Origin of the sequence: Niallia sp. M35, from assembly GCF_050971705.1 — a bacterium.
Lineage (GTDB): Bacteria > Bacillota > Bacilli > Bacillales > Cytobacillaceae > Niallia > Niallia circulans_A.
In genome coordinates this window covers 239,475-262,324 of sequence record NZ_JBPCEP010000007.1, presented here as the reverse complement: position 1 = coordinate 262,324, position 22,850 = coordinate 239,475, and the positions used below count along the sequence as shown (strand labels likewise).

At 34.0% G+C, this 22,850-nt stretch carries 25 protein-coding genes and 2 pseudogenes; 10 read left to right on the top strand and 17 right to left on the bottom strand.

Annotation, left to right across the window (positions count from 1 at the left end; translation table 11 throughout):
• Positions 1-382 precede the first annotated feature (382 nt).
• Entirely contained in the window at positions 383-1,759 is a 1,377-nt protein-coding gene (locus NiCM35_RS11780; protein ID WP_123259072.1) for a hemolysin family protein, read from the top strand.
• Between the two features lie 196 nt (positions 1,760-1,955).
• On the opposite strand, the gene NiCM35_RS11775 is transcribed toward NiCM35_RS11780, so the two are convergent.
• On the bottom strand, positions 1,956-2,654 hold the full coding sequence (locus tag NiCM35_RS11775) for a response regulator transcription factor (protein WP_047945011.1): 699 nt from the start codon (positions 2,652-2,654) through the stop codon (positions 1,956-1,958).
• Between the two features lie 219 nt (positions 2,655-2,873).
• Here NiCM35_RS11775 and corA point away from each other — a divergent pair, with 219 nt between their 5' ends.
• The 5 genes from corA (at position 2,874) to NiCM35_RS11750 (ending at position 7,711) form a co-directional block, all read left to right on the top strand.
• Complete coding sequence (gene corA, locus NiCM35_RS11770; protein WP_163188163.1) at positions 2,874-3,821, top strand: magnesium/cobalt transporter CorA; 948 nt, start codon at positions 2,874-2,876, stop codon at positions 3,819-3,821.
• A gap of 175 nt (positions 3,822-3,996) precedes the next feature.
• Complete coding sequence (locus NiCM35_RS11765) at positions 3,997-4,842, top strand: YitT family protein (protein WP_371000152.1); 846 nt, start codon at positions 3,997-3,999, stop codon at positions 4,840-4,842.
• 194 nt (positions 4,843-5,036) lie between these two features.
• Positions 5,037-5,831: a GDSL-type esterase/lipase family protein gene (locus NiCM35_RS11760; RefSeq protein ID WP_433779604.1), complete on the top strand. Its 795-nt coding sequence runs from the start codon at positions 5,037-5,039 to the stop codon at positions 5,829-5,831.
• On the top strand, positions 5,824-6,738 hold the full coding sequence (locus NiCM35_RS11755; protein WP_433779602.1) for an ABC transporter ATP-binding protein: 915 nt from the start codon (positions 5,824-5,826) through the stop codon (positions 6,736-6,738). The genes NiCM35_RS11760 and NiCM35_RS11755 overlap by 8 nt, the downstream gene beginning before the upstream one ends.
• Positions 6,731-7,711, top strand: coding sequence for an ABC transporter permease (locus tag NiCM35_RS11750; protein ID WP_433779597.1), 981 nt, complete (start codon positions 6,731-6,733; stop codon positions 7,709-7,711). The genes NiCM35_RS11755 and NiCM35_RS11750 overlap by 8 nt, the downstream gene beginning before the upstream one ends.
• Before the next feature lie 179 nt (positions 7,712-7,890).
• Here NiCM35_RS11750 and NiCM35_RS11745 read toward each other — a convergent pair.
• The 3 genes and pseudogenes from NiCM35_RS11745 to NiCM35_RS11735 all read right to left on the bottom strand — a co-directional run bounded on the left by NiCM35_RS11745 (position 7,891) and on the right by NiCM35_RS11735 (position 9,532).
• A pseudogene (locus NiCM35_RS11745) lies at positions 7,891-8,513 on the bottom strand (FMN-binding negative transcriptional regulator).
• Positions 8,514-8,535: 22 nt separating this feature from the next.
• Positions 8,536-9,054: a spermidine/spermine N(1)-acetyltransferase gene (gene paiA, locus NiCM35_RS11740; protein WP_371001079.1), complete on the bottom strand. Its 519-nt coding sequence runs from the start codon at positions 9,052-9,054 to the stop codon at positions 8,536-8,538.
• A gap of 25 nt (positions 9,055-9,079) precedes the next feature.
• Positions 9,080-9,532, bottom strand: a complete 453-nt coding sequence (locus NiCM35_RS11735; protein ID WP_371001080.1) for a MarR family winged helix-turn-helix transcriptional regulator — start codon at positions 9,530-9,532, stop codon at positions 9,080-9,082.
• Between the two features lie 111 nt (positions 9,533-9,643).
• On the opposite strand from NiCM35_RS11735, the gene NiCM35_RS11730 reads away from it, so the two are divergent.
• Complete coding sequence (locus NiCM35_RS11730) at positions 9,644-10,288, top strand: YczE/YyaS/YitT family protein (protein WP_433779595.1); 645 nt, start codon at positions 9,644-9,646, stop codon at positions 10,286-10,288.
• A gap of 218 nt (positions 10,289-10,506) precedes the next feature.
• Here NiCM35_RS11730 and NiCM35_RS11725 read toward each other — a convergent pair whose 3' ends face one another.
• Both NiCM35_RS11725 and NiCM35_RS11720 read right to left on the bottom strand, forming a co-directional pair.
• Positions 10,507-10,884, bottom strand: a complete 378-nt coding sequence (locus tag NiCM35_RS11725) for a hypothetical protein (RefSeq protein WP_095331226.1) — start codon at positions 10,882-10,884, stop codon at positions 10,507-10,509.
• Positions 10,885-11,626: 742 nt separating this feature from the next.
• Positions 11,627-11,947: a putative quinol monooxygenase gene (locus NiCM35_RS11720; RefSeq protein WP_095258713.1), complete on the bottom strand. Its 321-nt coding sequence runs from the start codon at positions 11,945-11,947 to the stop codon at positions 11,627-11,629.
• 343 nt (positions 11,948-12,290) lie between these two features.
• Here NiCM35_RS11720 and NiCM35_RS11715 point away from each other — a divergent pair, with 343 nt between their 5' ends.
• Together NiCM35_RS11715 and emrC are read left to right on the top strand one after the other, a co-directional pair.
• Positions 12,291-12,845, top strand: a complete 555-nt coding sequence (locus NiCM35_RS11715) for a TetR/AcrR family transcriptional regulator (protein ID WP_433779592.1) — start codon at positions 12,291-12,293, stop codon at positions 12,843-12,845.
• Positions 12,846-13,229 carry a multidrug efflux transporter outer membrane subunit EmrC gene (gene emrC, locus NiCM35_RS11710; protein ID WP_095331230.1) on the top strand — a complete coding sequence of 128 codons (384 nt, stop codon included), beginning with the start codon at positions 12,846-12,848 and terminating at the stop codon, positions 13,227-13,229. It abuts the gene before it with no gap.
• 177 nt (positions 13,230-13,406) lie between these two features.
• On the opposite strand, the gene NiCM35_RS11705 is transcribed toward emrC, so the two are convergent.
• The 10 genes and pseudogenes from NiCM35_RS11705 to NiCM35_RS11660 form a co-directional block, all read right to left on the bottom strand.
• Positions 13,407-13,550, bottom strand: coding sequence for an EVE domain-containing protein (locus NiCM35_RS11705; RefSeq protein ID WP_433779591.1), 144 nt, complete (start codon positions 13,548-13,550; stop codon positions 13,407-13,409).
• 11 nt (positions 13,551-13,561) lie between these two features.
• Complete coding sequence (locus NiCM35_RS11700; RefSeq protein ID WP_433779590.1) at positions 13,562-14,101, bottom strand: DinB family protein; 540 nt, start codon at positions 14,099-14,101, stop codon at positions 13,562-13,564.
• A gap of 67 nt (positions 14,102-14,168) precedes the next feature.
• Complete coding sequence (locus NiCM35_RS11695; RefSeq protein WP_249879528.1) at positions 14,169-15,116, bottom strand: helix-turn-helix transcriptional regulator; 948 nt, start codon at positions 15,114-15,116, stop codon at positions 14,169-14,171.
• A 47-nt stretch (positions 15,117-15,163) separates the two neighbouring features.
• Complete coding sequence (locus NiCM35_RS11690) at positions 15,164-15,289, bottom strand: hypothetical protein (protein ID WP_433779588.1); 126 nt, start codon at positions 15,287-15,289, stop codon at positions 15,164-15,166.
• A gap of 216 nt (positions 15,290-15,505) precedes the next feature.
• Positions 15,506-16,510, bottom strand: coding sequence for a DUF3231 family protein (locus NiCM35_RS11685; protein ID WP_433779586.1), 1,005 nt, complete (start codon positions 16,508-16,510; stop codon positions 15,506-15,508).
• 1,244 nt (positions 16,511-17,754) lie between these two features.
• Positions 17,755-17,943: pseudogene (locus NiCM35_RS11680) on the bottom strand (IS1595 family transposase); the annotation flags it as partial.
• Positions 17,944-17,954: 11 nt separating this feature from the next.
• On the bottom strand, positions 17,955-18,380 hold the full coding sequence (locus tag NiCM35_RS11675) for a YvaD family protein (RefSeq protein WP_433779620.1): 426 nt from the start codon (positions 18,378-18,380) through the stop codon (positions 17,955-17,957).
• Positions 18,381-18,512: 132 nt separating this feature from the next.
• Complete coding sequence (locus NiCM35_RS11670; protein ID WP_047942879.1) at positions 18,513-18,869, bottom strand: DMT family transporter; 357 nt, start codon at positions 18,867-18,869, stop codon at positions 18,513-18,515.
• Between the two features lies 1 nt (position 18,870).
• Positions 18,871-19,425, bottom strand: a complete 555-nt coding sequence (locus NiCM35_RS11665; protein ID WP_095330163.1) for a TetR/AcrR family transcriptional regulator — start codon at positions 19,423-19,425, stop codon at positions 18,871-18,873.
• Positions 19,426-19,891: 466 nt separating this feature from the next.
• Positions 19,892-20,773, bottom strand: coding sequence for a LysR family transcriptional regulator (locus NiCM35_RS11660; protein ID WP_433779585.1), 882 nt, complete (start codon positions 20,771-20,773; stop codon positions 19,892-19,894).
• Positions 20,774-20,883: 110 nt separating this feature from the next.
• Between NiCM35_RS11660 and NiCM35_RS11655 the strand changes: the two genes are divergently transcribed.
• The gene (locus NiCM35_RS11655; RefSeq protein ID WP_338134263.1) at positions 20,884-21,633 is read left to right on the top strand and encodes a tautomerase family protein; all 750 of its coding nucleotides are present in this window, start codon (positions 20,884-20,886) and stop codon (positions 21,631-21,633) included.
• A 294-nt stretch (positions 21,634-21,927) separates the two neighbouring features.
• Here the strand turns inward: NiCM35_RS11655 and NiCM35_RS11650 are convergent, their stop codons facing one another.
• Positions 21,928-22,725, bottom strand: coding sequence for an aminoglycoside adenylyltransferase domain-containing protein (locus NiCM35_RS11650; protein ID WP_123259064.1), 798 nt, complete (start codon positions 22,723-22,725; stop codon positions 21,928-21,930).
• Positions 22,726-22,850 lie beyond the last annotated feature (125 nt).

The window sequence follows — 22,850 nt, the reverse complement described above, 5'->3', positions numbered from 1 at the left end:
TATTTATATTATAGACAGAAAATTTAAAAAAGTAATCGTTATCAAGTTTGACTTGATAGTTTGGCTTACCGTATAATAATTAGTAAAATTAAACAATTGCGAGGTGGTATAATGGGATTGTTTATCTAATTAAAGAACTTCATATTAATTCTTTCATGCAAACGATTATTATACTAGCTTCCGCATCGGACCTACTTTATGAACCTAAATCTTTTGATAAAATATAATCACTTGAGCATTCTCGCATCTGGAAAAATTGTGATTATCTGCGGAAATTAAAGAACTTTATTACGAGATTGTACTCGATAGAGATTTCACTCATTTCAATCTGAAATAATCAGGAGGTGACTCCTTACTCGGTAAACGAGATAAGGAAATTTATTTGGACATATTTAACTTGGTTATAATAGCCATTTTAATTGCTTTGACTGCTTTTTTTGTAGCATCAGAGTTTGCTATTATTAGAGTTCGTAGTTCAAGGATTAATCAGCTTATAGAGGAAGGTCGTAAAAATGCCCTTTCCGCCAAAAAGGTTACTAGCAATCTCGATGAATACTTATCTGCCTGCCAATTAGGTATAACTGTTACAGCGCTCGGTATTGGTTGGATTGGCGAAGAAACAGTCCAGCACGTTTTAGCACCATTACTACAAATTATCCATGTTCCTGCTACAGTAATAACCGTCTTATCCTTCTCTTTAGCATTCGCCTTCATTACTTTTTTACATGTAGTAGTCGGTGAACTTGCTCCCAAAACATTCGCGATTCATAAGGCAGAACAAATTACTTTATGGGTAGCAAAACCATTAATCCTATTTTATAAACTGCTTTATCCCTTTATATGGACCTTGAATGGCTCCTCTAGAATTATTACAAGAATGTTTGGATTAAAGGCTGTTTCAGAGCATGAGTTAGCGCATACAGAAGAAGAACTTCGGATTATTGTCTCTGAAAGTTATAAAAACGGTGAAATCAACCAATCGGAGTTTAAATATGTAAATAATATTTTTGATTTTGATGATCGAATAGCTAAAGAAATTATGGTTCCACGAACAGAAATTGCTTCTCTTGAACAATCAAGTACATTAGAGGAGTTGCTTAACCTTATCCAAAAAGAACAATTTACTCGATATCCAATCACAGATGGGGATAAAGATCATATTATCGGCATGATTAATGTAAAAGAAATCATGACAGAATTGCTTAAATCAAGAAATCTAACGACTAAAACATTAAAGCCATATATAAGGCCTGTCATCCGTGTAATTGAAACCTATCCTATTCAAGATCTATTGTTAAAAATGCAAAAAGATCGTATTCATATGGCCATCTTAATGGATGAGTATGGTGGAACATCTGGATTAGTTACGGTGGAAGATATTATTGAGGAAATTGTCGGCGATATATGGGATGAATTTGATCAGGAAGAAGTCCCTACTGTGCGCACCATAAAGGAAAATCATTATATCTTGGATGCTAAGGTGCTAATAAATGAAGTAAATGCTTTACTGCAAATAGATATAAACGATGAAGTCATCGATACATTAGGCGGCTGGATTCTCACTTCTAATTACGAAGCGTCAGAAGGGGATACGGTTATGTTCGAATCTTACGCCTTTAAAATTTTAGAAATGGAGGACCATCATATCAAATACGTCGAAGTAAAAAAAATATCCGATTTCCCGGCACAGCAAACAAAGCATATTTCAGTGCAACAATCTATCCCCTCTCCTTCGTCTGAGGCTGAGATTGTGTCCTAAAACATTTAATACCAGCTTAAACAAACCCAAACAATGTACAGAGATGTTTGGGTTTGTATTTATTTTAATCTTGAAGCTTCCCCAGCCTAAAACATTTCGCTTTCCATAAGGTTCTCGTTAACGCTATGTTCTCCTTCTAGCTGTTCATTCAAATAGCCTTAACAGATTTAAGCAGAGTGGAAATAAATTTTCTTCTTTAGTCATTCACCATTGACTCATCAAACTTATAACCTACACCCCAAATAGTATGGATAAAAGGTTGTTCCTTTGTGCCAATCTTATTTCTTAACCGTTTGATATGGACATCTACCGTTCTCTCATCCCCATAGAACTGATAGCCCCACACTCGATCTAATAGCTGTTCCCTTGTGAAAACTTGTTTTGGATTACTGATTAAATAATAAAGTAGATCAAATTCTTTCGGTGTTAGATTAGTCATTACTTTATTATTGTAGATGACTTCTCTTGTTTCCTTACTTATTTTAAAATGCTCTGTTGTAAGAAACTTATCATCACCCTGGTTCATTGTTTCTTTTTGATATCTTCTCGTTACCGCTTTAATTCTAGCCATCAACGTCAACGGACTAAATGGTTTTGTTACATAATCATCTGCTCCCATCTCCAGGCCGAGCACTTGATCTGATTCGCTGTCTTTTGCGGTAAGCATAATAATCGGAACGGAACTAACTTCTCTAATCTTACGGCAAATCGTAACGCCTTCCATTCCTGGCAGCATCCAATCAATAATGATAATATCCCAGTCTTGATTTTCTAGGAAAAAGTCTAATGCTTCTTTTCCATTGTGAATAAATTTTCCTTCATAGCCTTCTTTTAAGAAAAACATTTCTAGCATGGAGCAAACACTCTCATTATCTTCGATTACAAGTATTTTCATCCTAACACTTCCTATTTTCTAGCATTCCTTCTTTGCTACTTATTATAGCAGATGTGATGAGCAAGTTTCATTTCCTGCTAGCTTAAAGGAAGAAATATTTGAAATGACCAACCCCAAACGATTCAACCGATATTTCTGCATAAAAAGGTTTTTAATTGTAGTAAACTAACAAAATGAACTATCCTAGTTAATAACACCACCTATAAAGGAGTTATTGATATGATTCATTCTCTCGCTATAAATAAAAAGAAGCAGCTACTCACTGATCATTCCGTTGAAGATCTAGTTGCAGGTGATTATGAATGGTTTTGGGTTGACTTTGATCAGCCAATCGATGAGGAAATTGAAAAATTACATCATCCTTTTAATTTTCACCCCTTATCTATTGAAGATTGTCTTCATAATTTACAAAGGCCTAAAATTGATTATTTTGAAACCTATACCTTTTTTGTCACTCATTGTTTAAACCCTAAAACAGTGAAGAAGGACGAGCTTAATATTTTTTTGGGCAAAAACTTTATTGTTACTTTCCATCATCATGCCTCTGTGGAAGTCAATGCCGTAAAAGAAATGTTACTAAAAGAGGAAACTGCAGCATGGACACAATACACGGTTCTTTATCAGCTACTCGATCACCTCGTAGATAATTATTTTCCTATTGTCTATCAAATTGAGGATTCTCTCGCAGAAATCGATGAAAATCCTACTAATAAAACGATGGAAGCATTGCTGGATGAATTATTTTCTACTAGGCATCAGCTGCTTTCCTTGCGACATACAGTCGTCCCAATGAAAGATTTATTACATCAAATGATTAATACGGAAAAACTGGCTGCTCTCTTAATGAAAAGAGAATATTATTCTGATATCTATGACCATTTATTAAAAATCAGTGAACTAATTGAATCCAATCGTGAATTAACAACAGACATAAGGGATAGTTATCTATCCTATAATTCTCATCATTCCAATCGAATTATGCAAATCCTTACGGTTATTACAACTATTTTTATGCCACTAAGTTTCTTAGCAGGCTTATACGGAATGAATTTTTTAAATATGCCGGAGCTGCACTGGAAATATGGCTACTTCCTTCTATTATTTGTTATGGTGAGCATAGGAGTGGGCATGTTTATATTGTTCAAAAGAAAAGGATGGTTTAAATAAAAATATGTTATTAAATGCAGAGCATTGATTAGCTATATTTCAAAACTATTATGATAAAATAGAATTATCACTATTTTCACCATACAGGATTATTACATAGAATTTGGGGGGATTAACGATGGAGTCATCAAATTTTCAAACAGAGGCTATCTTAGAAAAACCACAGCATAGGATTATGCCGAAAAGAGTTTTAGCAAAGAGGATATTTTTCATTATTATCGGCAGTATTTTAATGGGAATAGGAATCGAGGAATTTCTTGTTCCTAATAAAATATTAGATGGAGGAATTGTCGGAATTTCTATCATTCTCTCCCATTTATCTGGCGCGAAATTAGGCTATTTTATCTTTTTACTCAATATTCCCTTCTTCTACATCGGCTACAAGCAAATCGGCAAGACTTTTACTCTTTCCACTATGCTAGGCATCACAGTCCTTTCTCTTACTACGATATTATTACATGATGTACCTGTATTTACATCGGATTTACTTCTCGCAACGGTATTTGGCGGTATTATCCTCGGCATTGGTGTGGGAATTGTCCTCCGTTTCGGCGGCTCCCTTGATGGAACAGAGGTATTAGCTCTCCTTTTCAGTAAAAAAAGCCCCTTTTCTGTTGGCGAAATCATTATGTTTTTTAACGTCTTCATCTTTATTAGTGCTGGATTTGTTTTCTCATGGAATCGGGCCATGTATTCATTAATTGCCTATTTTATCGCTTTTAAAGTCATTGATATTGTTATAGCTGGTCTAGATGAATCAAAATCGGTCTGGATTATTAGCGATCATTCAGAAATCATCGGAGAAACGATATTGGCAAGGCTTGGGCGTGGCGTTACATATCTAAAGGGCGAAGGTGCCTATACTGGTGACACGAAAAAAGTAATTTTTTGTGTCATTAACCGTCTCGAAGAAGCAAAACTTAAAACAATTATCGAAGAGTTGGACCCTGCTGCCTTTCTTGCCGTTGCCAACATCTCGGAAGTTCGCGGAGGCAGGTTCAAGAAAAAAGATATTCATTAATATTACTCTTTGTTATTGCCTAAAAAGCTAAGCATTTTTTAGGCACCCTCTTTCTACGCAATCTTCCTTCGATGGGAACTTTGGAACCTTCCAAATAACTCCATACTTAGTCAGGAAAATAGAAAATCAAAACCATTCCTAGGTTTATTTCTCTTCTTTTTTGTGAAAAATTTCATTTGATAGGAGGTTATGATTTGCGGAAAAACATAACATTATCGATTTTAATCGGATCAAGCATTGTTTGTTTACTTTGGCTAATTGGCTTAGGCTGGGTATTAATCGACTATAACAATCAGCCTGAAAGCAGCGCTAAAATAGCTAGTGAAGAGAAAATAAAAGAAATGGAGAAAGATGGCACACGTCTTTTAGCTCTAGGTGATTCCCTTACCCGTGGAACCGGTGATGATACGGGTAAGGGTTATGTTGGTTATCTTTCTGATGCCTTAGAAGAAAAAACAGAGGAAGAAATCACCATTACCAACTATGGGATCAAAGGATTAACGACTGATAAATTGGCCGAACAAGTAAAAGAAGACGAAGTACAAAGACAAATAACTCATGCTGACCTTCTCTTTATAACCATTGGCGGGAACGATCTTTTTCAAGGGGGAGAATCTTTATCTGAACTCAATGAAGATTCTATAAGTAAATTAATGAAAGCTTATTCCGAGCAATTGCAGGCGGTACTTTCATCGATTCGATCCATTAATAAAGACGCCCCCATCTATTTAATGGGCTTATATAATCCTTTTAATGATTTAGACAATAGTGCTTTAACTTCCCAAGTAGTCCGCACTTGGAATAATGCGACCGCTGAAATATGTGCTAAATATAAGCAAACTATTTTTGTTCCAACCTATGATATTTTCCAACAGAATGTTCAGCAATATTTATATTCTGACCATTTCCATCCAAATAAAAAGGGCTATCAGCTTATGGCTGAACGGGTAGCATCCCTCATTTCCTGGGAGGTAAATGACAATGAGTGACATTACGTTATCAGTTTCGCATTTAACGAAAAAAATCGGAAAGCGGGCTATTATTAAAGACATTAGCTTTGAATTGAAAAGCGGAGAAGTATTCGGTTTTCTCGGACCAAATGGTGCTGGGAAAACAACAACCATCCGGATGCTTGTTGGATTAATCAAACCTACCTCTGGTCAAATATCCATTTGCGGCTATGATGTCAAAAAGGATTTTTCCAAAGCAATGGAGCGTTTAGGCTGTATTGTAGAAAATCCAGAGCTTTATCCTTATTTGACCGGATGGGAAAACTTAAAATACTTCGCACGAATGCTGACAAATGCAGATGATAAGCGAATAACAGAAGTTGTAGAGTTAGTAGGATTAACGGAGCGTATTCATGACAAAGTAAAAACTTATTCCCTAGGAATGCGCCAGCGTCTTGGAATTGGACAGGCATTATTAAGCAGGCCGAAAGTTTTGATACTAGATGAACCAACCAATGGATTAGACCCTTCTGGGATAAGAGAAATGAGGCGGTTCATTCGTTTTCTGGCAAAAGAAGAAGGTCTAAGTGTTTTAGTCTCCAGCCATTTATTAAGTGAGATTCAGCTCTTATGTGATCGTGTATCCATTATTTTAGACGGTAAAATCATCCATACTGAATCAGTACATACTTTACTGACGCAAAAGGAAAAATTAATTTGGCGATTTACCCCGTTAGAAAAGGGAATAGAAATCTTGAATAAACTTGCTCCATCTGTCACAGTCCAGGAAGAAATGGTGATTACCCCCTATATAGAAGAAGAAGTTTCTAAGTGGAGTCGTTCATTGATGGAAGCCAATGTCGCTATAAAAGAAATGAATCGGCAAATCCCTTCGCTTGAGCATCTATTCTTAGAGCTGACAGGAGGTGATTCTGTCGGTGAATAAACTCATCTATAATGAAATGCTAAAGCTCGTGAAAAGTAAACGCTTATTGGTTGTGACGATTATCATCGGAATAATGATCATGATGTTTACCTATGCACAGCATCGTGAAATGGAAAATGTCAAAAAAAGAATTGGCGATACAGACTGGCGCGTCACCCTGCAGCAATCAATTGTCGATATGCAAAACAGAATCGGTTCAAGCGGGATTTCCGAAGAATTCCGCTCCCAGTTAAAAGTTCGCATCGACCAAAGTCAGTATTATCTCGACCATAACATCAACCCGCAAGATCCAGGTGCTCCTACCTTTTTGCGCGTGTTTCTCGATAATTCCATCCAGCTGCTGCTTCCGTTAATGGTAATGATTATTTCAGCTGATATGGTTTCTTCGGAAAAAAGTTTAGGGACCATTAAGCTGCTGCTGACAAGACCGGTACGGCGTTGGAAAATCCTTTTAAGCAAATATATTACGCTTATTCTATCGGTTTCCTTTATCTTACTTATGTTCGGGCTATTTTCTTATCTTATTTCCGGATTATTCTTTGGATATACGGGGTGGACCGCACCAGTGCTAACTGGATTTACCGTGAAGGCTGGTGAATTAAATACTGCCAATGTTCATTTAGTCCCGCAATGGCAATACATTCTCATGATTTTTGGACTCGGCTGGTTTGTGTCTGTTGTCGTAGGGACACTTTCCTTTATGTTCTCTGTCCTTATTAAAAGTACAGCTGCAGGAATGGGCGCTATGCTCGCATTCTTGATTTCTGGTACTATCATTAGTTCGATCGCTTCTTCATGGGAATCAGCCAAATACTTTTTTATGGTAAACTTGCGTCTAACAGATTATCTCCAAGGGAATATACCGCCAATAGAAGGCATGTCCCTTCCATTTTCCCTAATGGTACTATCTATTTGGGGACTTGCCGGGATTATTATCTCCTTCCTTGTCTTTACGAGAAGGGATGTTTACTAAAGTTTAATGTTGTTATACGCATAAAAACGGAACTTCCCATTTTGGGAGACGTTCCGTTTTTGCTTATATACTTTCAGCTTATTTGACTAACGCCCCCGTTAGCATAAGTACATTCCTTCACAAACCTGAAAAGAAGCTGCCAATATGACGGCTCCGTTCAGTCCTTTGTTTCTTTGGGTTTATATTTGATTTTTTAATCTATTTCCCATTAGTTCTGACATTTGTTTCGAATGTGGATTTTCTTCATTTTGTAGATTATTAATAATGTTAATATAATCAGTTTCATTACGATTCTGGCTTAATTTATAAGCAGCTTGGACTTCTGCAACTTTAATCTTAAAACCAACGATCCCTTTTAGTTGATTTTCTAAGAGCTCAGGAGAAAGTTTATCCCATAATACTGGATTTTCACGATCTTGTTCATATTTTTTTAACATACCTGTTAATTCTTCTATTAGTTCATCTTTTTCTAAAATACTTGCTTTTCCATACATATGGATAGCCTGATAATTCCAAGTTGGAACATTTTCGTGCGAATACCAGGAAGAAGAAATATAAGCATGCGGTCCCTGAAACATAACAAGTACATCTTCACAGGTTACAAATGTTCTCCACTGAGAATTCCATAAGCCATATGTCCAGTAAGATAGTAATCGTCGCCTTTTTTCTTTAAAACCAAAGGCAAATGGGTGGCAATTGGTTTCACTTGTTCTGTTGTAATAATCGTGGCAAAAGAGTTTTTTTGAACAAAATCCCAAATTTCATCGACATTTGTGATCCTAAAATATTTTGGTATATACACCATAATCCGCCTTTCAAAAATGTTATAGAAGTGATTTGTTCATTATAAAGTCAATTTGCTCTTCATCACCCATATTAAAAGAGTGGGCTCCAGTTTGAACAAACCCCATTTTCTTATAAAAAGCAATGGCATTTTCATTTTTTTCCCATACACCTAGCCATATTTTCTTTTTATTACGTTCCATCGCAATTTCCATAGATTTATTTAGCAGGTATTTACCCAGACCATGTTTTTGAAATTTGTTCTTTATATAGATCCTCTCGATTTCAAGTGATTCATCACCCATTTCTTCAGACTGAGCATCATTAATGTTAACCTTTAAATAGCCAGCGATGTCATTGTTAAAATAAACGAAATAGAATTCTGAAGAACTATTGTCCAATTCTTTTTCTAATTGTGGCAAGTTAAATGCCCTTTCCAAATAGGCATTCATATTTTCAGGTGAATTCTGATCCTTAAATGTCTCATTAAATGTTTCATAACTGACTTCCTGAAGTTCGCGTAAATCTTCAAGGGTACACTTTTTTATATTTATAGTCATGTAAATATGTCGCTCCTTTATCTAATCAATAAATTCTTTTGTTTCCCTTTTTTACAAATTCCCAGTCTTTTTCAACATTTTCTCTTACCCTTTGAAGGAGATTAAAAATGGTTTCCACTTCCACTTCAGAAAATCCCTCTAATGCAACCTTATTCGAATGATCATTTTCTCTTTTTATGAAAGGAAAAACATTTTTCCCTTTCTCTGTTGGAAAAAGTTTTTTTATTTTTTGGTTATGCTCATCATCTTTCTTATCAATAAATCCATTTAATTCAAGTTTTTTTATAGCACGAGCTGCTGTTGTTCTATCTACTTTTATCATCTCGGCTAACTTTTCTTGGATGATTCCTGGGTTTTCACATATTCGCACAAGGTACAAATACTGCCCTTTTGTAAGGTTGTATGCTTTAAATTCTATGTTACTTATTGAATCTAATGCCCTTGCAATCATTCCAATTTCACGAAGAATTTCATTCATAATTAACCTCCTTAATAGATATTTTTGTTGCATATACAACAAAAAACTATATATTAAATTTAACTTAATTTTATTGCATTTGCAACAAAAAATAATTAAGGGGTGAGTAAAGTGAAATATGTTTTTTATGTAATAGGAATTTTAATATTAACCTTTGGTATTTCTTTTACAATACAATCAGACCTTGGAACTTCACCTTTTGATGCACTTTTGGTAGGACTGTCCAAAAATGTGGGGCTAACGGTAGGGAGTTGGGAAATCATTCTAGCTTTTATATTGATCGGTTGTAATTCATTGTTAAACAGGCAAAAATCTGAAGTTTTTGGGGTGTTAACAGCCTTTATAACTGGTATTGGTATTGATATGTGGTTGTTCTTTTTGAACAATTTGATAACACCTGAACTATGGTACAGCAAATTTGTTTGTTTTGGAATCGGCTTAGTTGTTATAGGATTAGGAACGGCAACCTATCTACAAACAAACTTTGCACCGATTCCAATTGACAGCTTAACGTTAATCATACAAGAATTAACTAGAACCAATATATTTTTTTCAAGAACATTGATTTACCTTGTATTCTTGATAATGGCATTGATTTTAAATGGACCAATTGGCGTTGGAACTTTATTAACCGTTTGTTTAGGGGGGCTAATATTGAATTACTTTATGCCAGTTACTGAAAAAATATTAGATGGGGTATTAACACATTCAAGTACATTACTACATTATGATAAAGATAAACACCATTCATTGTAGGATGTTTTTTGTTGTTCTTATTCCACTAACCTGCACCTATAGCGACACAATAAAAGGGCTTCCCTTTTATTTAAGGAAACCCCTTTTACTTAAAGTACATTTTTTTACAATATACTCCATCACTTTTATCAAACTATGTTGCTGCATAATTTACTCCCAATATAGAATAAAGGTCCAATTTATATACTTGAATCGCACCCGTTTGTGGTTTAAAAAAATCAAATATTGATTTCTCTTTTTGATTTAGTTATTAAGGTTACAGCAACACTACCTATACTAACTAAAGCTCCTAAAATTGCAATAACACTTACCACAATATTATTAGAGGTAAAAAATCCGATTGGTATAATTACTAAAAATGAAATAAATACAAATGCTTGATACACAGCCGATATCACTCTCGCAACAAGATTACTAAATAGCGATAATATCAAAGGTGGTAAAAAAAGTATTATGATGATTCCAATAGATATCCACAAAACTATTGGTTCATCATATGAAATAGTATTAGGACCTGTTGGATGTTTTGCAACTAGTAAAACTGTCCCAACGGCTATTATTAAAGTTAAAACAACCATAAAAAATCTTTTAAACATAAATAATTCTCCTTAAAAATATTTGAAATACTCGATTTAGTAATTCTAAGTTCATTGAAGGTTTCTTGGTGTATTTCCTTATTTAATCTGAATAAATATTCACTCCCATGGACATCAACTGTAAATTTAATTTATAGGTAAATATTAACAATGTCTATTTGTTTTTTCTACACCCCTGAGGTCTTAAATTGACCTCAGTCTTCGGTCCTACATAAAGAATATCCCCTATTAAATATTCCTCATTTTTCAAGGAATTGTGTTTTTAATGAAATAACTAAAAATAACATCCACTACTTAATTCTTTTTCAACTAACCTCCCTCTATAAACAAACACTAATAGAAGGAGATTTCTCTAAAAAGCTAATAATTTTTTTAATAATACCGAATATATTTTTAAAAAAGTTAAAAATAATATTAAGAGCTAGGAGCAAAGAATACAAAGGAGTCCTTCAAAACACTTATAAATCTTTACTCCGAATTACAAAAAGGGTGTGCCGTTTGGCACACCCTTTTTGTAATTATTACCTTGGACAGGTTACGATATGAAAATTTATAAAGGTTAACAGATAAATCGGAAGCAGACGGTAATATCTTTACTATAAATAGTAAAACAGACAGAGTATTTGCTCCTTATCAGAAATCTTTTATTAATATTATTCTTCTTTCGCTTATTAAACAAACCTGCCCCTATAGCATCATAAGAAAAAGGCTTCCCTTTTATTTAAGGAAAGCCCCCGTTTGTTTAATAAGAAATCGATGAAATGCCCTTTCCACCTTTTGTTTTTAGGGTACTGATTCTATCCATCCCAGTAATGATTGGTTTTGCTTGCCTTATTAATGTTTGAGTGGCTTCAAGAGTTAGAGAGGCTTGATGGGCATTTTCATTACTCCAAACCTCATAAACATAAACAGAGTTTGGTTCACTCTCAGATATATTTACAAGATATATCTCACAATCATCAAGATTTTTCATTGATTCTGCTGCTTCCAGCAAAATATTTACCATTGTGTCTCGTTCGCCTTCTCGTACCATAAATTTACCAAACAAACTGAATTTGTCCATTTTGTACCTCCTTAATTTTTGACCATTTATTTATTTCTGCATTACACCATTGTTATCCTATTATTTCCATAAATAAATATTTATAAAGCTTCTTTATCTATCCTGTCCCGTTTGTCTAATATGAACTTAAACAAAAAAGCTGCCAAAATGACAGGCTTGATATTCGTTAAAGCACCCGATTGTTGAAGATTATTATTTTCTTCTTGAACGAAGGCGCCCTATACTTTATTGAATTCTTTCACAAACTGCTTCTTATTACGCAAAATATAATAATTTAATCTATTGAATACTGTACCGTCTGGACGGTATAATTGTCATAACGAGTAATCAAGGAGGATTTTATATGTCCATTTCAAATTCTGAAGATAAAAAAAAAATTATACTAAATGCTGCTGCTGATATTGTTAAAGAAGAAGGTGTCGCAAAATTAACATTAGAAGCTGTTGCAAAAAAAGCTGGGCTTAGCAAAGGTGGCTTACTTTATCACTATTCAAGTAAGGAAGCATTAATTATAGGGATGGTACAAGACTGGACCTACCGTTACTTTAAAAGCATAGAAACAATAGTTGAAAATAATACTAAAAGTGGAGTTGGTAATTGGACTAGTGCTTACATCAAAGCCTCATTTTCTGACTTAAATCTTGATAAACGTCTTTCTTCTGCTCTTCTAGCTGCAATGTTTACTAATCCAAGTTTACTAGAAGAGTACAAAAAGGAATATGACATCTTACTTGGTAAACTGATGAATGATGGTGTAGACCCTATTAATGTTACAATAATCCGTTTAGCAATAGATGGAATGTGGTTTTCGGAAATATTTGGGTTAGGCTCACTAGACACGAATCTTAAAAATAATTTTATTAATAAATTAAATAATATGATAAAGGAGGAAGAGTAAATGTCTTACTTATACTTAATGCTTGCTATAGTAGGAGAACTTATTGGAACCTCTATGCTCAAAGCGTCTGAAGGATTTTCGAAACTCTACCCTACAATTGGTGTAATAATTGCTTTTATAGGCTCATTTTTCTTTTTATCAATGGCAATGAAGACTATTCCACTTAATACTACCTATGCTCTTTGGTCTGGAATAGGTATAGTTGCTACTACGCTTATTTCGGTTATAATTTGGAAAGAGAAAATTAATGTTGCCAGTGTTGCTGGAATTACATTAATTCTTATAGGAGTTGTAGTCTTGAATCTATTTGGACCAGGACATGGTGAAGCAAGTAATCATGAGGCAAATGAATCCTCAATTGTTCTAAGTAATAAAACTGAATAAATAAAAGTCTAAGTAAAAGAGTGCTTTCTTATTTGGAAAAGCACTCTTTCCTTATTAAGCTAACCTGACCCTATAGTTACATAAAAAATATTCATTTGCAGTTAGTGTACACTTGTAGATTCCTTCTTTTGCTCTGCTTCTTACATTAGATATCAATAAATGTAATATAGCAGCCAATCACCTGCAGACATTTGACGCAAAAGTGATTGCTGCCATACCGTGACACAGCTTTGCAAACCCACCTTCTATGGCTAAATTTTTATGAAAAGCGGATTCAACACCAATCCAATATCTGCTATTCTGAGTTGTTAGATCCGCCATGCCCCAGCCCCCTACTCCTCAAATGCTAAACTCGTTTTCAACCGATCTAGTTGTAAGAAATGATGTCTGTAATGCATTACAATCAACAAAAACCACTCCTGTGCGTTTAATGCACCAAATGCCGGATGAAGCATCTTATTACTTACGACCGATTGATGTAAAATTGACTCCATATTCCTCATCCGTTCTACAACCCTATGAAGCCCATCTACCAGATACTCCATGCTCTCGGGTGGTTGCGGAGTATAATTCGGCGAAGCAGGGACCTTAATACGAACGGCAGGAAATTGTTCTATTTTAAACACTGCCTTCCCCTGCTCCGTTTTTTCCATCGCTGGATTCAATGTCGATTCGCTGCCATCTAAACATTGCTCGGCATTATGCAGATGAATAAAAGCTGATTGAATTAAATGTACATACATCTGTCCAATGGACCAATCTTCCTCGTTCAACTTTCTATTTAATTTCTCCATATTGAGTTTTTTTAGTTCTTCCAAATATTTTTCGACTGTAAATTCAAATGACTTCAAAACTTCCTTTGTACTACTCATCCTTCTAGCAACTCCTCATCATTTTGATATATTCATAGTATAAAAAAACACTACTGACAGGTGTATGTCAGTAGTGTTTTAAAATTTTTCTCGCTACTTCTCGAATCTTGTGACGCAAAGACTTCGGTTCAATCACCTCGATATCTCCGCCAAAGCCCAGTAAAAAATGCAATATTTCCTCCGGATATCGAACACGAAATTGAAAGATAACCTCCTTCTCATACTCTTCAATGGAATCAATATAAAAATTAACTGCCTCGATAATCTTGTCGGCGATTTCTGGGGTTGCCCTAATTAAGATTTTTTCATCTCGATTGTCAGGTGGCCGATAGCTGCTTAGGTCAAAATTATTTGGCAAAAGATATCGTTCCTCCAACACAGAAAGTTCGGTCATCCGTGACAAGCGAAAATGACGTATATCTTGTCTCAAATCACAGTGTGCGATTAATATCCAATTTCCATGGACTAGTGTTAATCCATATGGAGAAACCTTACGCTTATTTTTCCGCTTCCCATCCGTTCCTGGCATATTTTTGATATACACAAAACTGATTTTGCATTGTTTCAATATTGCGTCACGAACTTGATTAAGATAAGTTCTTACCCTATCTTCAGTTGATGCTTCACCTACATGAAGCAGTCGCATGGTTTCCCGAACAAGTGTTGATTGGTTGCGGACTGATTCCGATAAAGTAGCCTCGATTTTTCTTTTAGCAGCCTTAGCATAAACACCGTAATCAGTATCCAACCTTTGTTCAATAAAATCAGCTCCCATGAGCAGAGATACTGCCTCTTCTGCTGTAAAACTAACCGGGGGCAGAAAATATCCTTCCATTAAGGAATAACCCAGACCAGGAGCGCCTAAAATCGGAACCCCAGCCTCACTTAGTGCTTGAATGTCCCTATATATCGTACGCACACTTGTCTCAAATTGAGAAGCTAAATCTTCTGCCCTCAGCGTTTTGCTTCGCTGTAATTCAAGCGTGATTGCAAGCTGCCGCTCAGTTTTATTCATTTTTTCTGTCCTCCACAATTTATCTTTCAAAATATATTAATGATCCGTCATAGTTGAATAGCAGTATGCAGATCTCTAAAAGAGGATCCGCTTCGCAATGTATACGCGCTAAATGCTTCGATTTGTTGCCTCGTAACGATTCTAAATTTCGCTATCCAACTAAAATTCCCCATGTCAACCCTCTGGTTTCCATCCATGTTCACCAATTCTTAATCTAACAAATATTCTTCAGCAGAATTAATCATCTCTTACCTCAATTTGCAGATTTATTTCTTATAATATCATAAAAAATTTTGTACTAAATGCCCCGTTATTCCAATAAAGAAAAATGATACAGCTTACATTAACACAAAAGCGTTGTTGAACTGAGATCAACAACGCTCCTGGTTTTAATATCCCCCTAATTCTTTTCTATTTGGGGCATGTGGTGGTTCCTCCATCCATCCCTTGTCCATTAAAATATCAGCCCCATCCTTTCCAAACTTCAAAATTTCAGGAATTAATTTCAAATATTCAGTAGACAGGTCAATTCGTGATGTGATAGATAATGCATGCCCAATATAGGTCAACCCTTGCGTATTAAGCGTGGTTACAAGGTTCATAATTAACTTTTCCGAAAATGGAGATATAGTAGAAGTTGAAACTTCGGTATTAATCATGATAGTGCCAAGTAAATCATCTTTAATTAAGGCATCATTCAGAAAGCGTATTTGTTTTTTAGCTAACTCTTTTCCTTTAATTAAATAATTTTTTATCTCTTTATCTTTTACAACTTGAATAAAACCTGTGAGTAAGATTAAACCAAAATAGTTCCTTTCAATGTTAAAAAACATTTCAGAAATTTCAAGTACATTTAGTGGCCGTTTTGGTTCAATAAATTTAGACAGTAGGCCTTCTTTAGTAACAAACTCGACTGAATCAGGATATGGAATCATTGTTGGTCTATCATATATTCCTTTAGATAGCATCAGATCAACTGATTTATTATAAAGGTCTAATGAAGAAGTCAAACAATTAGAGAAAAAAGTTCTAATATCTTCTCTTGCAACATTAGAAAGCTGAATACTATAGTTCATTAAACCTATCCGACTCATACCATAGATGTAGCTTACTGAAAATAAATCAAAAAACAAAGGTTGTGCTGTGAGGTCAAGATCATCATCTGAAAATCCCTTTGGAATAGGGAAGCCTTCACTTTTAAATATGCTTTCTATTTCTTCTATATGTTTATTAGATATATCTAAAGTTAGTTGAATTAGAGGGTTAACATCTGTGTAGTTCGAATGATGTAAGAAATGCTTTGTAAGACAGATAGACAAGCTATCAGATATATAAGTTCCCCATAAACCTGCAATTTCAGTTGATGATAAGCCTACTGAATGTTTTGGCTCCATTGAAAATCTCCTTTTCAATAAAATTTTTTCTAATTTAAGTATGCTCAGTTCAAAGCTATATATACCGTGAGATCGAGTTGCCATAACATCATTCCTGTTCCGCCAACTATGCACTTCTTTCAAATAGTAAGCATTAATCATGTAAATGAGCTGAATAATAACAGTATAACTACTGATTTAAAGATCGTTTCTTTCTGCCGCATGTAAAAGACAACAACCCTCACAGTTAACAAAAGTTTATGGAAATCCATCCCTTTAAAAAGAATGGTTTCGGCCCTCTGCCTAACTGTCTATGCTTAAAGATAACTTTACTCCTCCAAGCCCCTCTATATGGATACCACGAACAATTGCATAATTTGTTCAACATTTTCTTGAGTACTCCGTCTTTATATAGTGAACTGACTTTCAGAATTAATAAACTGGAATAAAGAGACTCTAAAATAAGCGATGGAAACTAGGTGCCTAGAATGGAAAGAACCAACTCAATCTCGAGTTGGATTATATAATAATGCAGATAGCGCAAAAACTGTTCAAATGATAATCGATACAATAAAAAAAGAGATAAAATGGTCGGGAAACCAACTTTATCCTACATGTGAAAAGAGGTTTTTTATTACCTCGCTAGAAGCTCTGGAATCCCGGCATAGCCACGGGCTTTCAAAACCATAAAAAGATGCTTTCCTTCTTTCAGGAAAGCATCTTTTAGCACAATAATAAAAGTGCTTTTAATCAAAGATTTATAATTAAGGCTCTGTTAAAGCTTAATGTTGATATTAATAGAAATAACGGAAGTTCCATAAAAATGGAATTTCTATTTGATTCTATTGTCTTATTGAACTAACGCACCCAATCGTTGAATAACCTAACTACCATCTTTCTCTAATCTCTTTTATGACAACTTCTGGATTATCCCAATGTAACATATGAGAAACATTAGGTACTAAATTTACAGTTGCTCCTGTTTTTTGTGCAAAGATGCCTGAAGTTATATCCCTATACGTATCTTGTGACTTAGGAAGGGTTGCACGGAGTAATAAGATATTTAAGTTATTAGGGAGTTTTTCATAGTACATACCTTTAATAATGTTACCAGCACTTTCTTAGGATAATTAAGTATATAGAATAAAGAAACAAAACTTCCCCAAGAATGAGATAAAAACTGACCCATAGTTGAATAAAAGAAAAGCCCTTTATACAGTAAGCTTAAATAATCTAAGTTTATCATATGTTTCTGCATTTGGAATTTAATTCCCTTTTACTATCATATCGTTCATAGTGACTTCATTTTGCTGATGATGATTGCTCTCTAACACTTGAAACCACACAAGATAGTTGTTCAGATACGTGGTCGCCACGCCGTTAAAAAGCTGTATCCAACCTTTCAGTCTTCGGTGGTAGTTGTTGACGTTCTTGATGTGATATAGACCCTTGGTGTAGGTATTAATTACACTGTATCTACTTTACAAGGCAACTCTTTAGAAGTTGATTTGTCTCTATTAATAAAAAAGGGAATAAAAAACAGTGGGTAAATCATTAAATACAAATTTACTGCCCACCAGCTTATATCAAACTCTAAACTAAATCCCCAAAATGCAATAGCCTGCAAACCCGAACAAAAGGTCAGCACTAATGAAATTAAGGCATACGGCTTCCATTTTGCACTTGTTTTCTTATATAAGTATAAGCTATAGAGCCCTGTTGCTGAGATGAAAATATCTAAAGGAAAAAACGACCAGTTCCAAGCAATAATAATGGGATTATCATAATCCTTAAAGGCCCATTCTATAGGAATAAGACTGAAATATGTAATAATCCAATATATGATAAAGCCTATATCGGTGACGAGAAAAAAAGGCTTTAAATATTTCATTAACCAAAATCCTTTCTTATTTAAATATTTCTTTACTGCTGAAATAAGACCAAATGTAGTCACAGTTACAATAAACAATTATAAGAGTTCATTCCTACAGGTAATAGCATAAAATTTGAATAACTAGTATAACTACTCGCTCATCTGAGACTTGTGATCAGATGCTTCACTATGATCGACAGTAAAGTTAAGAGTTACAACGCCGATTATAATAAGAAAAATCGCAGTAATTTTCACAAGACTTAAACTCTCATTAAAATAATATACTCCAATAATTGAAATAATTAGGATTCCTATACCTGACCAGATTGCATAAGCCACAGAGATTTCGATCGTCTTTAATGCCAACGTTAAAAATACTAAACTGTTTAGATAGAAGAATATTAATAAAATACTTGGTAATAACTTTGTTAAGCCTTCAGATAATTTCATACTTGTTGTACCAGCAACCTCAAATACTATTGCCAAACATAAATATAGCCAAGAAATATTAATCACCTTCCTTATATTTCGAAATGCCATTCAACAATATATCCATAACTGCTTCTAATTTTTCTTTAATTGTTAATGAGCTTTGCGAAGCATAAATTTGATTTATAGCACCTAGATACAACTCAATAAAGATATCTAGATTAATATCTCGAAGGTTTCCTTGTTTTATCCCTTGCTTCATCAAAGTAAGAACAGTTGACCATTCTTCTCTTAGGAAAATATCTAATTTCTCCCATTGTTGAAAATGGTGCTTTTTTAAATCGGACAATAAGCGAATATCCATAATCCCGAACTCTTCAGGAGTACTACAAAGGATAAGTTTAATCTTATCTAACACATTTGTATTCTCATCCATAACAATCTCTTGTTCATTTTGCTTTATACTATGAATAAGTTTTTCGATAATCTCGTCAACAATCTGATCTTTTGAAGAAAAGTATTGATAAATTGTTCGTTTGCTTGTTCCTAAATTAGCAGCTAACTCACTCACTGTAAAACTAAATCCTTTTACTTGAATCAATCTAATTGTTTCATCAATAATTCTATTATGCAAAAACAGACCTCCTACCAATACGAATGAAACTCATTCGGTTTTATTGGTACCAGTATAGTATAATATCTAAAATTGCACAATAGTTTTTGTTATAAAATGTAATAATGACAGATACTCGAACTCTATTTCCGGAATGAGGGGCGCTGCATTATTTAGTCAAATAAATAAACAAGAACTTCTACTTATGAATGATTCTGAGCCAGCGTCTTCATAGAACAATTTCAATCGTACAATCCACCTTCAGTTAAAACCTATCTTAATAGCTAATCAAATTTGATCATTAAAAGAAACCATCAAATATTAGATGGTCCCTTGTTCATATTTGCAATTATTATCCCTTGAATATATAAAGAACAGTTATTTATCATGTACGGATTTCTTTATTTGTTAATAAAGAAATCCCTGAAAAAATACTAATTATCTCATCATATTAAGTGCATGATTATCTTTAAACGTGTCTCTTCCTTTATTTAACTCTTGATAGGCTTTCTTTTAAGTAGTTTAAAAGTAATTGTTTGGAAGACGTCATGTTATCATACCTCAAATTTCTCATAATACCTAGCTTAATATCTGAATTGTTAATCTCTACATCTAATTTTTTACAGTTGTCGGGAATAGGCATGGAAGAGACAATTACGCCTATTGCTCCATCTATTGATATAATAAACTGTGGGATTATCGATAATTGGCTAATTGTATAGCAAAAGGGCTTTTTAGAAATAGTTAGTAATTCTTTTTCTAACTTTAACTGATAAATGCAGTTCTTTCCTCCTGTAACAATTGGATAATCGCACAGCTCTTCTAAGCTGTACATTCTACTTTTATTAGCGAAAGGGTGTATATTGGAGACTATAAATGCTAGCTTCTCTTCGTATAAAGATTCAAATGTGTATGGAAACTGTCCAGCAATTTCTGCACATATGGCAAAGTCTATTTCATTTTTCTCCAGAGCTGCTGCTAAAGAATTTGTATTTCCTACCACAAAGTTGCAAACGATTTTAGGCTTTTCCCTACTAAATCGAGCTAGAATACTAGGTAATATATTCGTTATTGAGTCAATAATCCCTATATTAATAGTTCCAACTTCTTCTTTTTGTATTGCCTTTGCCTGCTCCGTAACAAACTTCCAATGGTTGATAAGATCATCAACTTCTTCCGCAAATATTTTCCCAGCAGGTGTTAACTCAGCCTCCCATCCTCTATAAAAAAGGCTAATTCCCAATTCCTTTTCTAATCTTTGAATTTGATTCGTAATTGTTGATTGTGCATAATGCAGTGATTCTGCAGCTTTTGAAAATGTCCCTTGTCTTAGTATCGTTTGAAAAGTAATTAGTTCTTTTAAATCCATTATCTTCCCTCTTCATCGAAATTATCGAATTATGTTATTCAATTAATTCAATTATATAGATCAAGAGTTATAAACTACAATGATATTAATAAGATAGAGGAGGATATAATATGCCATTTATTAAAATTAGTTATCTTGAAGAGCAATATAATAAGAAGGAATTAAAATTTATTAGTACACAAATAATGAATTCTCTAATCAAAGAATTTAATGTCCCATATGATGATTTTTTTCAAGTATTTGATTCACACAAAAAAGAACAGTTCCATTTCAATTCCCACTATTTAATCAATGCCAAAAGAACTAAAAAACTTTTGTATATTCAAATTACATGCGGAATAGGCAGAACTATTGAACAAAAGAGGAATCTATACCATACACTAACTGATAATCTTAGTGAAAAAAATATTGTCACTAAAGAAAATGTTTTTATCATTCTTAATGAGACTCCATTGGAAAATTGGTCATTTGGTATGGGAGAAGCACAGATGGTTACTAATTGGAACGCTGCTACTACCATAATAAAAGAAAATCATTTATCTAAGAAAGAAATAAAATCAAATATTAGAAGTACGCTAGGAGATTTAGCTCCTGCATTTGTAGACTATACTGAAAGTGTGCTTTTCGGTGATTTATGGAAGAGAAAAAACTTATCGATGCGAGATAGAAGTCTAATTACGCTTTCTTCCTTAATTACAGCAGGTAACATAGAACAATTACCATTTCATATCAATTTAGCGATGGAAAATAAAATCAAAGAAGATGAAATAATCGAGTTAATTACGCACCTTGCCTTCTATACTGGTTGGCCTAAGGCAGCTTCTGCACTGGATGCAGCCAAAAAAGTATTTTCATCATAATCTGTATTGGCTAAAAGTGTGTTGAGCATAGTTCAACACACTTTTACTGTAAACATTCTATTTTATAAAAAAGCCATACTTATTTTATCTATTTTGCTAGATTGATTATTTGTAAGATTCTCCATTGGAAATTATAATCCTGCTACCAATTAGCTCTTATCAATAACGTAACTTAATAGTTTTTTTTATAGCTAAAGTTCCCCATTCTTTTCCTATGTATCCAAAGATATTTTCATTTTGTATAACATAATCGAAGATGCTTGATTAGCAGTTAATTTCCCATATAAACATCCGTTAGCTTAATAGTTTTTGAACCTTATCGGCAATATAATCTCTTAATGAGATAAGTTCGTCTTTCTCAAAAGTCTTAGTACCATTTCCATTTTTATAAGAATCGACGACTTTACGAATGATGGTCCTTACATTCTTCGGAAATGTTTTAAGCCCCCAATTACCAGCTTCTTGCTTGGAGGAAACGACTCCTTCTTTAAGAAACCAAAATACTCTTATTAAATTTAACGAACAATAAATGGGGTCTTTTTCGATATTTTCCAAACAATCGTAATAGTCACCTAGTATGGACGATATATAATCTGCGCTTGGAACTAAAGGAAATACTTCCTTTATAGGTTTACCTTCTACACAAATGCCTCTTTGATAAGTAATCGTTAAATGAGCTGCTAAATCGGCATCTGAATGAATGTCACTATTTAGATACTGATAGGTACCATTTAACAAATCTCTTTCGAAGCGTTCTCTCCAAAACTCACTATAATGGAAGTCAAATGCAGATGGATGCTGCCAATGCCGTAATTGATCCGTATTTAGAAAACTTATTTCAATGGGATATGGAGAATTGGAATAACCTAATAAGAACCGCGCTAATTTTCTTTTATCTTCTACTTCTAATGACTGATGCGTAATAACCAAAGCATCCACATCGCTGCTTTTAGGATTAAATCCTCCCATAGCCAAAGAACCATGTATATAAAAACCAAGGTAATTGTCTTTTATAATTTCCTTCATACTTTTATTTAGATGAAAGACAAAATCCTTCACTTCTGAAGAACATGTTTTCCAAACATCCCCCATCTTTCTCCCCCCTGTTCTTACTCCGTTACCAATATGCTTATTTGTTAAAAATAGTAATTTTAGTTAATATTAATACTAACTATCGCCAATGTAAACATTTACAACTATCATATTGCTGTTCTGTG

What these genes read in the sequence shown, in the direction of transcription:
- NiCM35_RS11775 (WP_047945011.1), bottom strand. Translation starts at nt 2,654, where the DNA reads ATGAAAATACTTGTAATCGAAGATAATGAGAGTGTTTGCTCCATGCTA.
- NiCM35_RS11755 (WP_433779602.1), top strand. Translation starts at nt 5,824, where the DNA reads ATGAGTGACATTACGTTATCAGTTTCGCATTTAACGAAAAAAATCGGA.
- emrC (WP_095331230.1), top strand. Translation starts at nt 12,846, where the DNA reads ATGTCTTACTTATACTTAATGCTTGCTATAGTAGGAGAACTTATTGGA.
- NiCM35_RS11735 (WP_371001080.1), bottom strand. Translation starts at nt 9,532, where the DNA reads ATGAATGAAATTCTTCGTGAAATTGGAATGATTGCAAGGGCATTAGAT.
- NiCM35_RS11700 (WP_433779590.1), bottom strand. Translation starts at nt 14,101, where the DNA reads ATGAGTAGTACAAAGGAAGTTTTGAAGTCATTTGAATTTACAGTCGAA.
- NiCM35_RS11655 (WP_338134263.1), top strand. Translation starts at nt 20,884, where the DNA reads ATGCCATTTATTAAAATTAGTTATCTTGAAGAGCAATATAATAAGAAG.
- corA (WP_163188163.1), top strand. Translation starts at nt 2,874, where the DNA reads ATGATTCATTCTCTCGCTATAAATAAAAAGAAGCAGCTACTCACTGAT.
- NiCM35_RS11720 (WP_095258713.1), bottom strand. Translation starts at nt 11,947, where the DNA reads ATGGACAAATTCAGTTTGTTTGGTAAATTTATGGTACGAGAAGGCGAA.
- NiCM35_RS11715 (WP_433779592.1), top strand. Translation starts at nt 12,291, where the DNA reads ATGTCCATTTCAAATTCTGAAGATAAAAAAAAAATTATACTAAATGCT.
- NiCM35_RS11695 (WP_249879528.1), bottom strand. Translation starts at nt 15,116, where the DNA reads ATGAATAAAACTGAGCGGCAGCTTGCAATCACGCTTGAATTACAGCGA.
- NiCM35_RS11705 (WP_433779591.1), bottom strand. Translation starts at nt 13,550, where the DNA reads ATGGCGGATCTAACAACTCAGAATAGCAGATATTGGATTGGTGTTGAA.
- NiCM35_RS11650 (WP_123259064.1), bottom strand. Translation starts at nt 22,725, where the DNA reads ATGGGGGATGTTTGGAAAACATGTTCTTCAGAAGTGAAGGATTTTGTC.
- NiCM35_RS11675 (WP_433779620.1), bottom strand. Translation starts at nt 18,380, where the DNA reads ATGAAATATTTAAAGCCTTTTTTTCTCGTCACCGATATAGGCTTTATC.
- NiCM35_RS11765 (WP_371000152.1), top strand. Translation starts at nt 3,997, where the DNA reads ATGCCGAAAAGAGTTTTAGCAAAGAGGATATTTTTCATTATTATCGGC.
- NiCM35_RS11685 (WP_433779586.1), bottom strand. Translation starts at nt 16,510, where the DNA reads ATGGAGCCAAAACATTCAGTAGGCTTATCATCAACTGAAATTGCAGGT.
- paiA (WP_371001079.1), bottom strand. Translation starts at nt 9,054, where the DNA reads ATGACTATAAATATAAAAAAGTGTACCCTTGAAGATTTACGCGAACTT.
- NiCM35_RS11690 (WP_433779588.1), bottom strand. Translation starts at nt 15,289, where the DNA reads ATGGGGAATTTTAGTTGGATAGCGAAATTTAGAATCGTTACGAGGCAA.
- NiCM35_RS11725 (WP_095331226.1), bottom strand. Translation starts at nt 10,884, where the DNA reads ATGTTTAAAAGATTTTTTATGGTTGTTTTAACTTTAATAATAGCCGTT.
- NiCM35_RS11660 (WP_433779585.1), bottom strand. Translation starts at nt 20,773, where the DNA reads ATGGATTTAAAAGAACTAATTACTTTTCAAACGATACTAAGACAAGGG.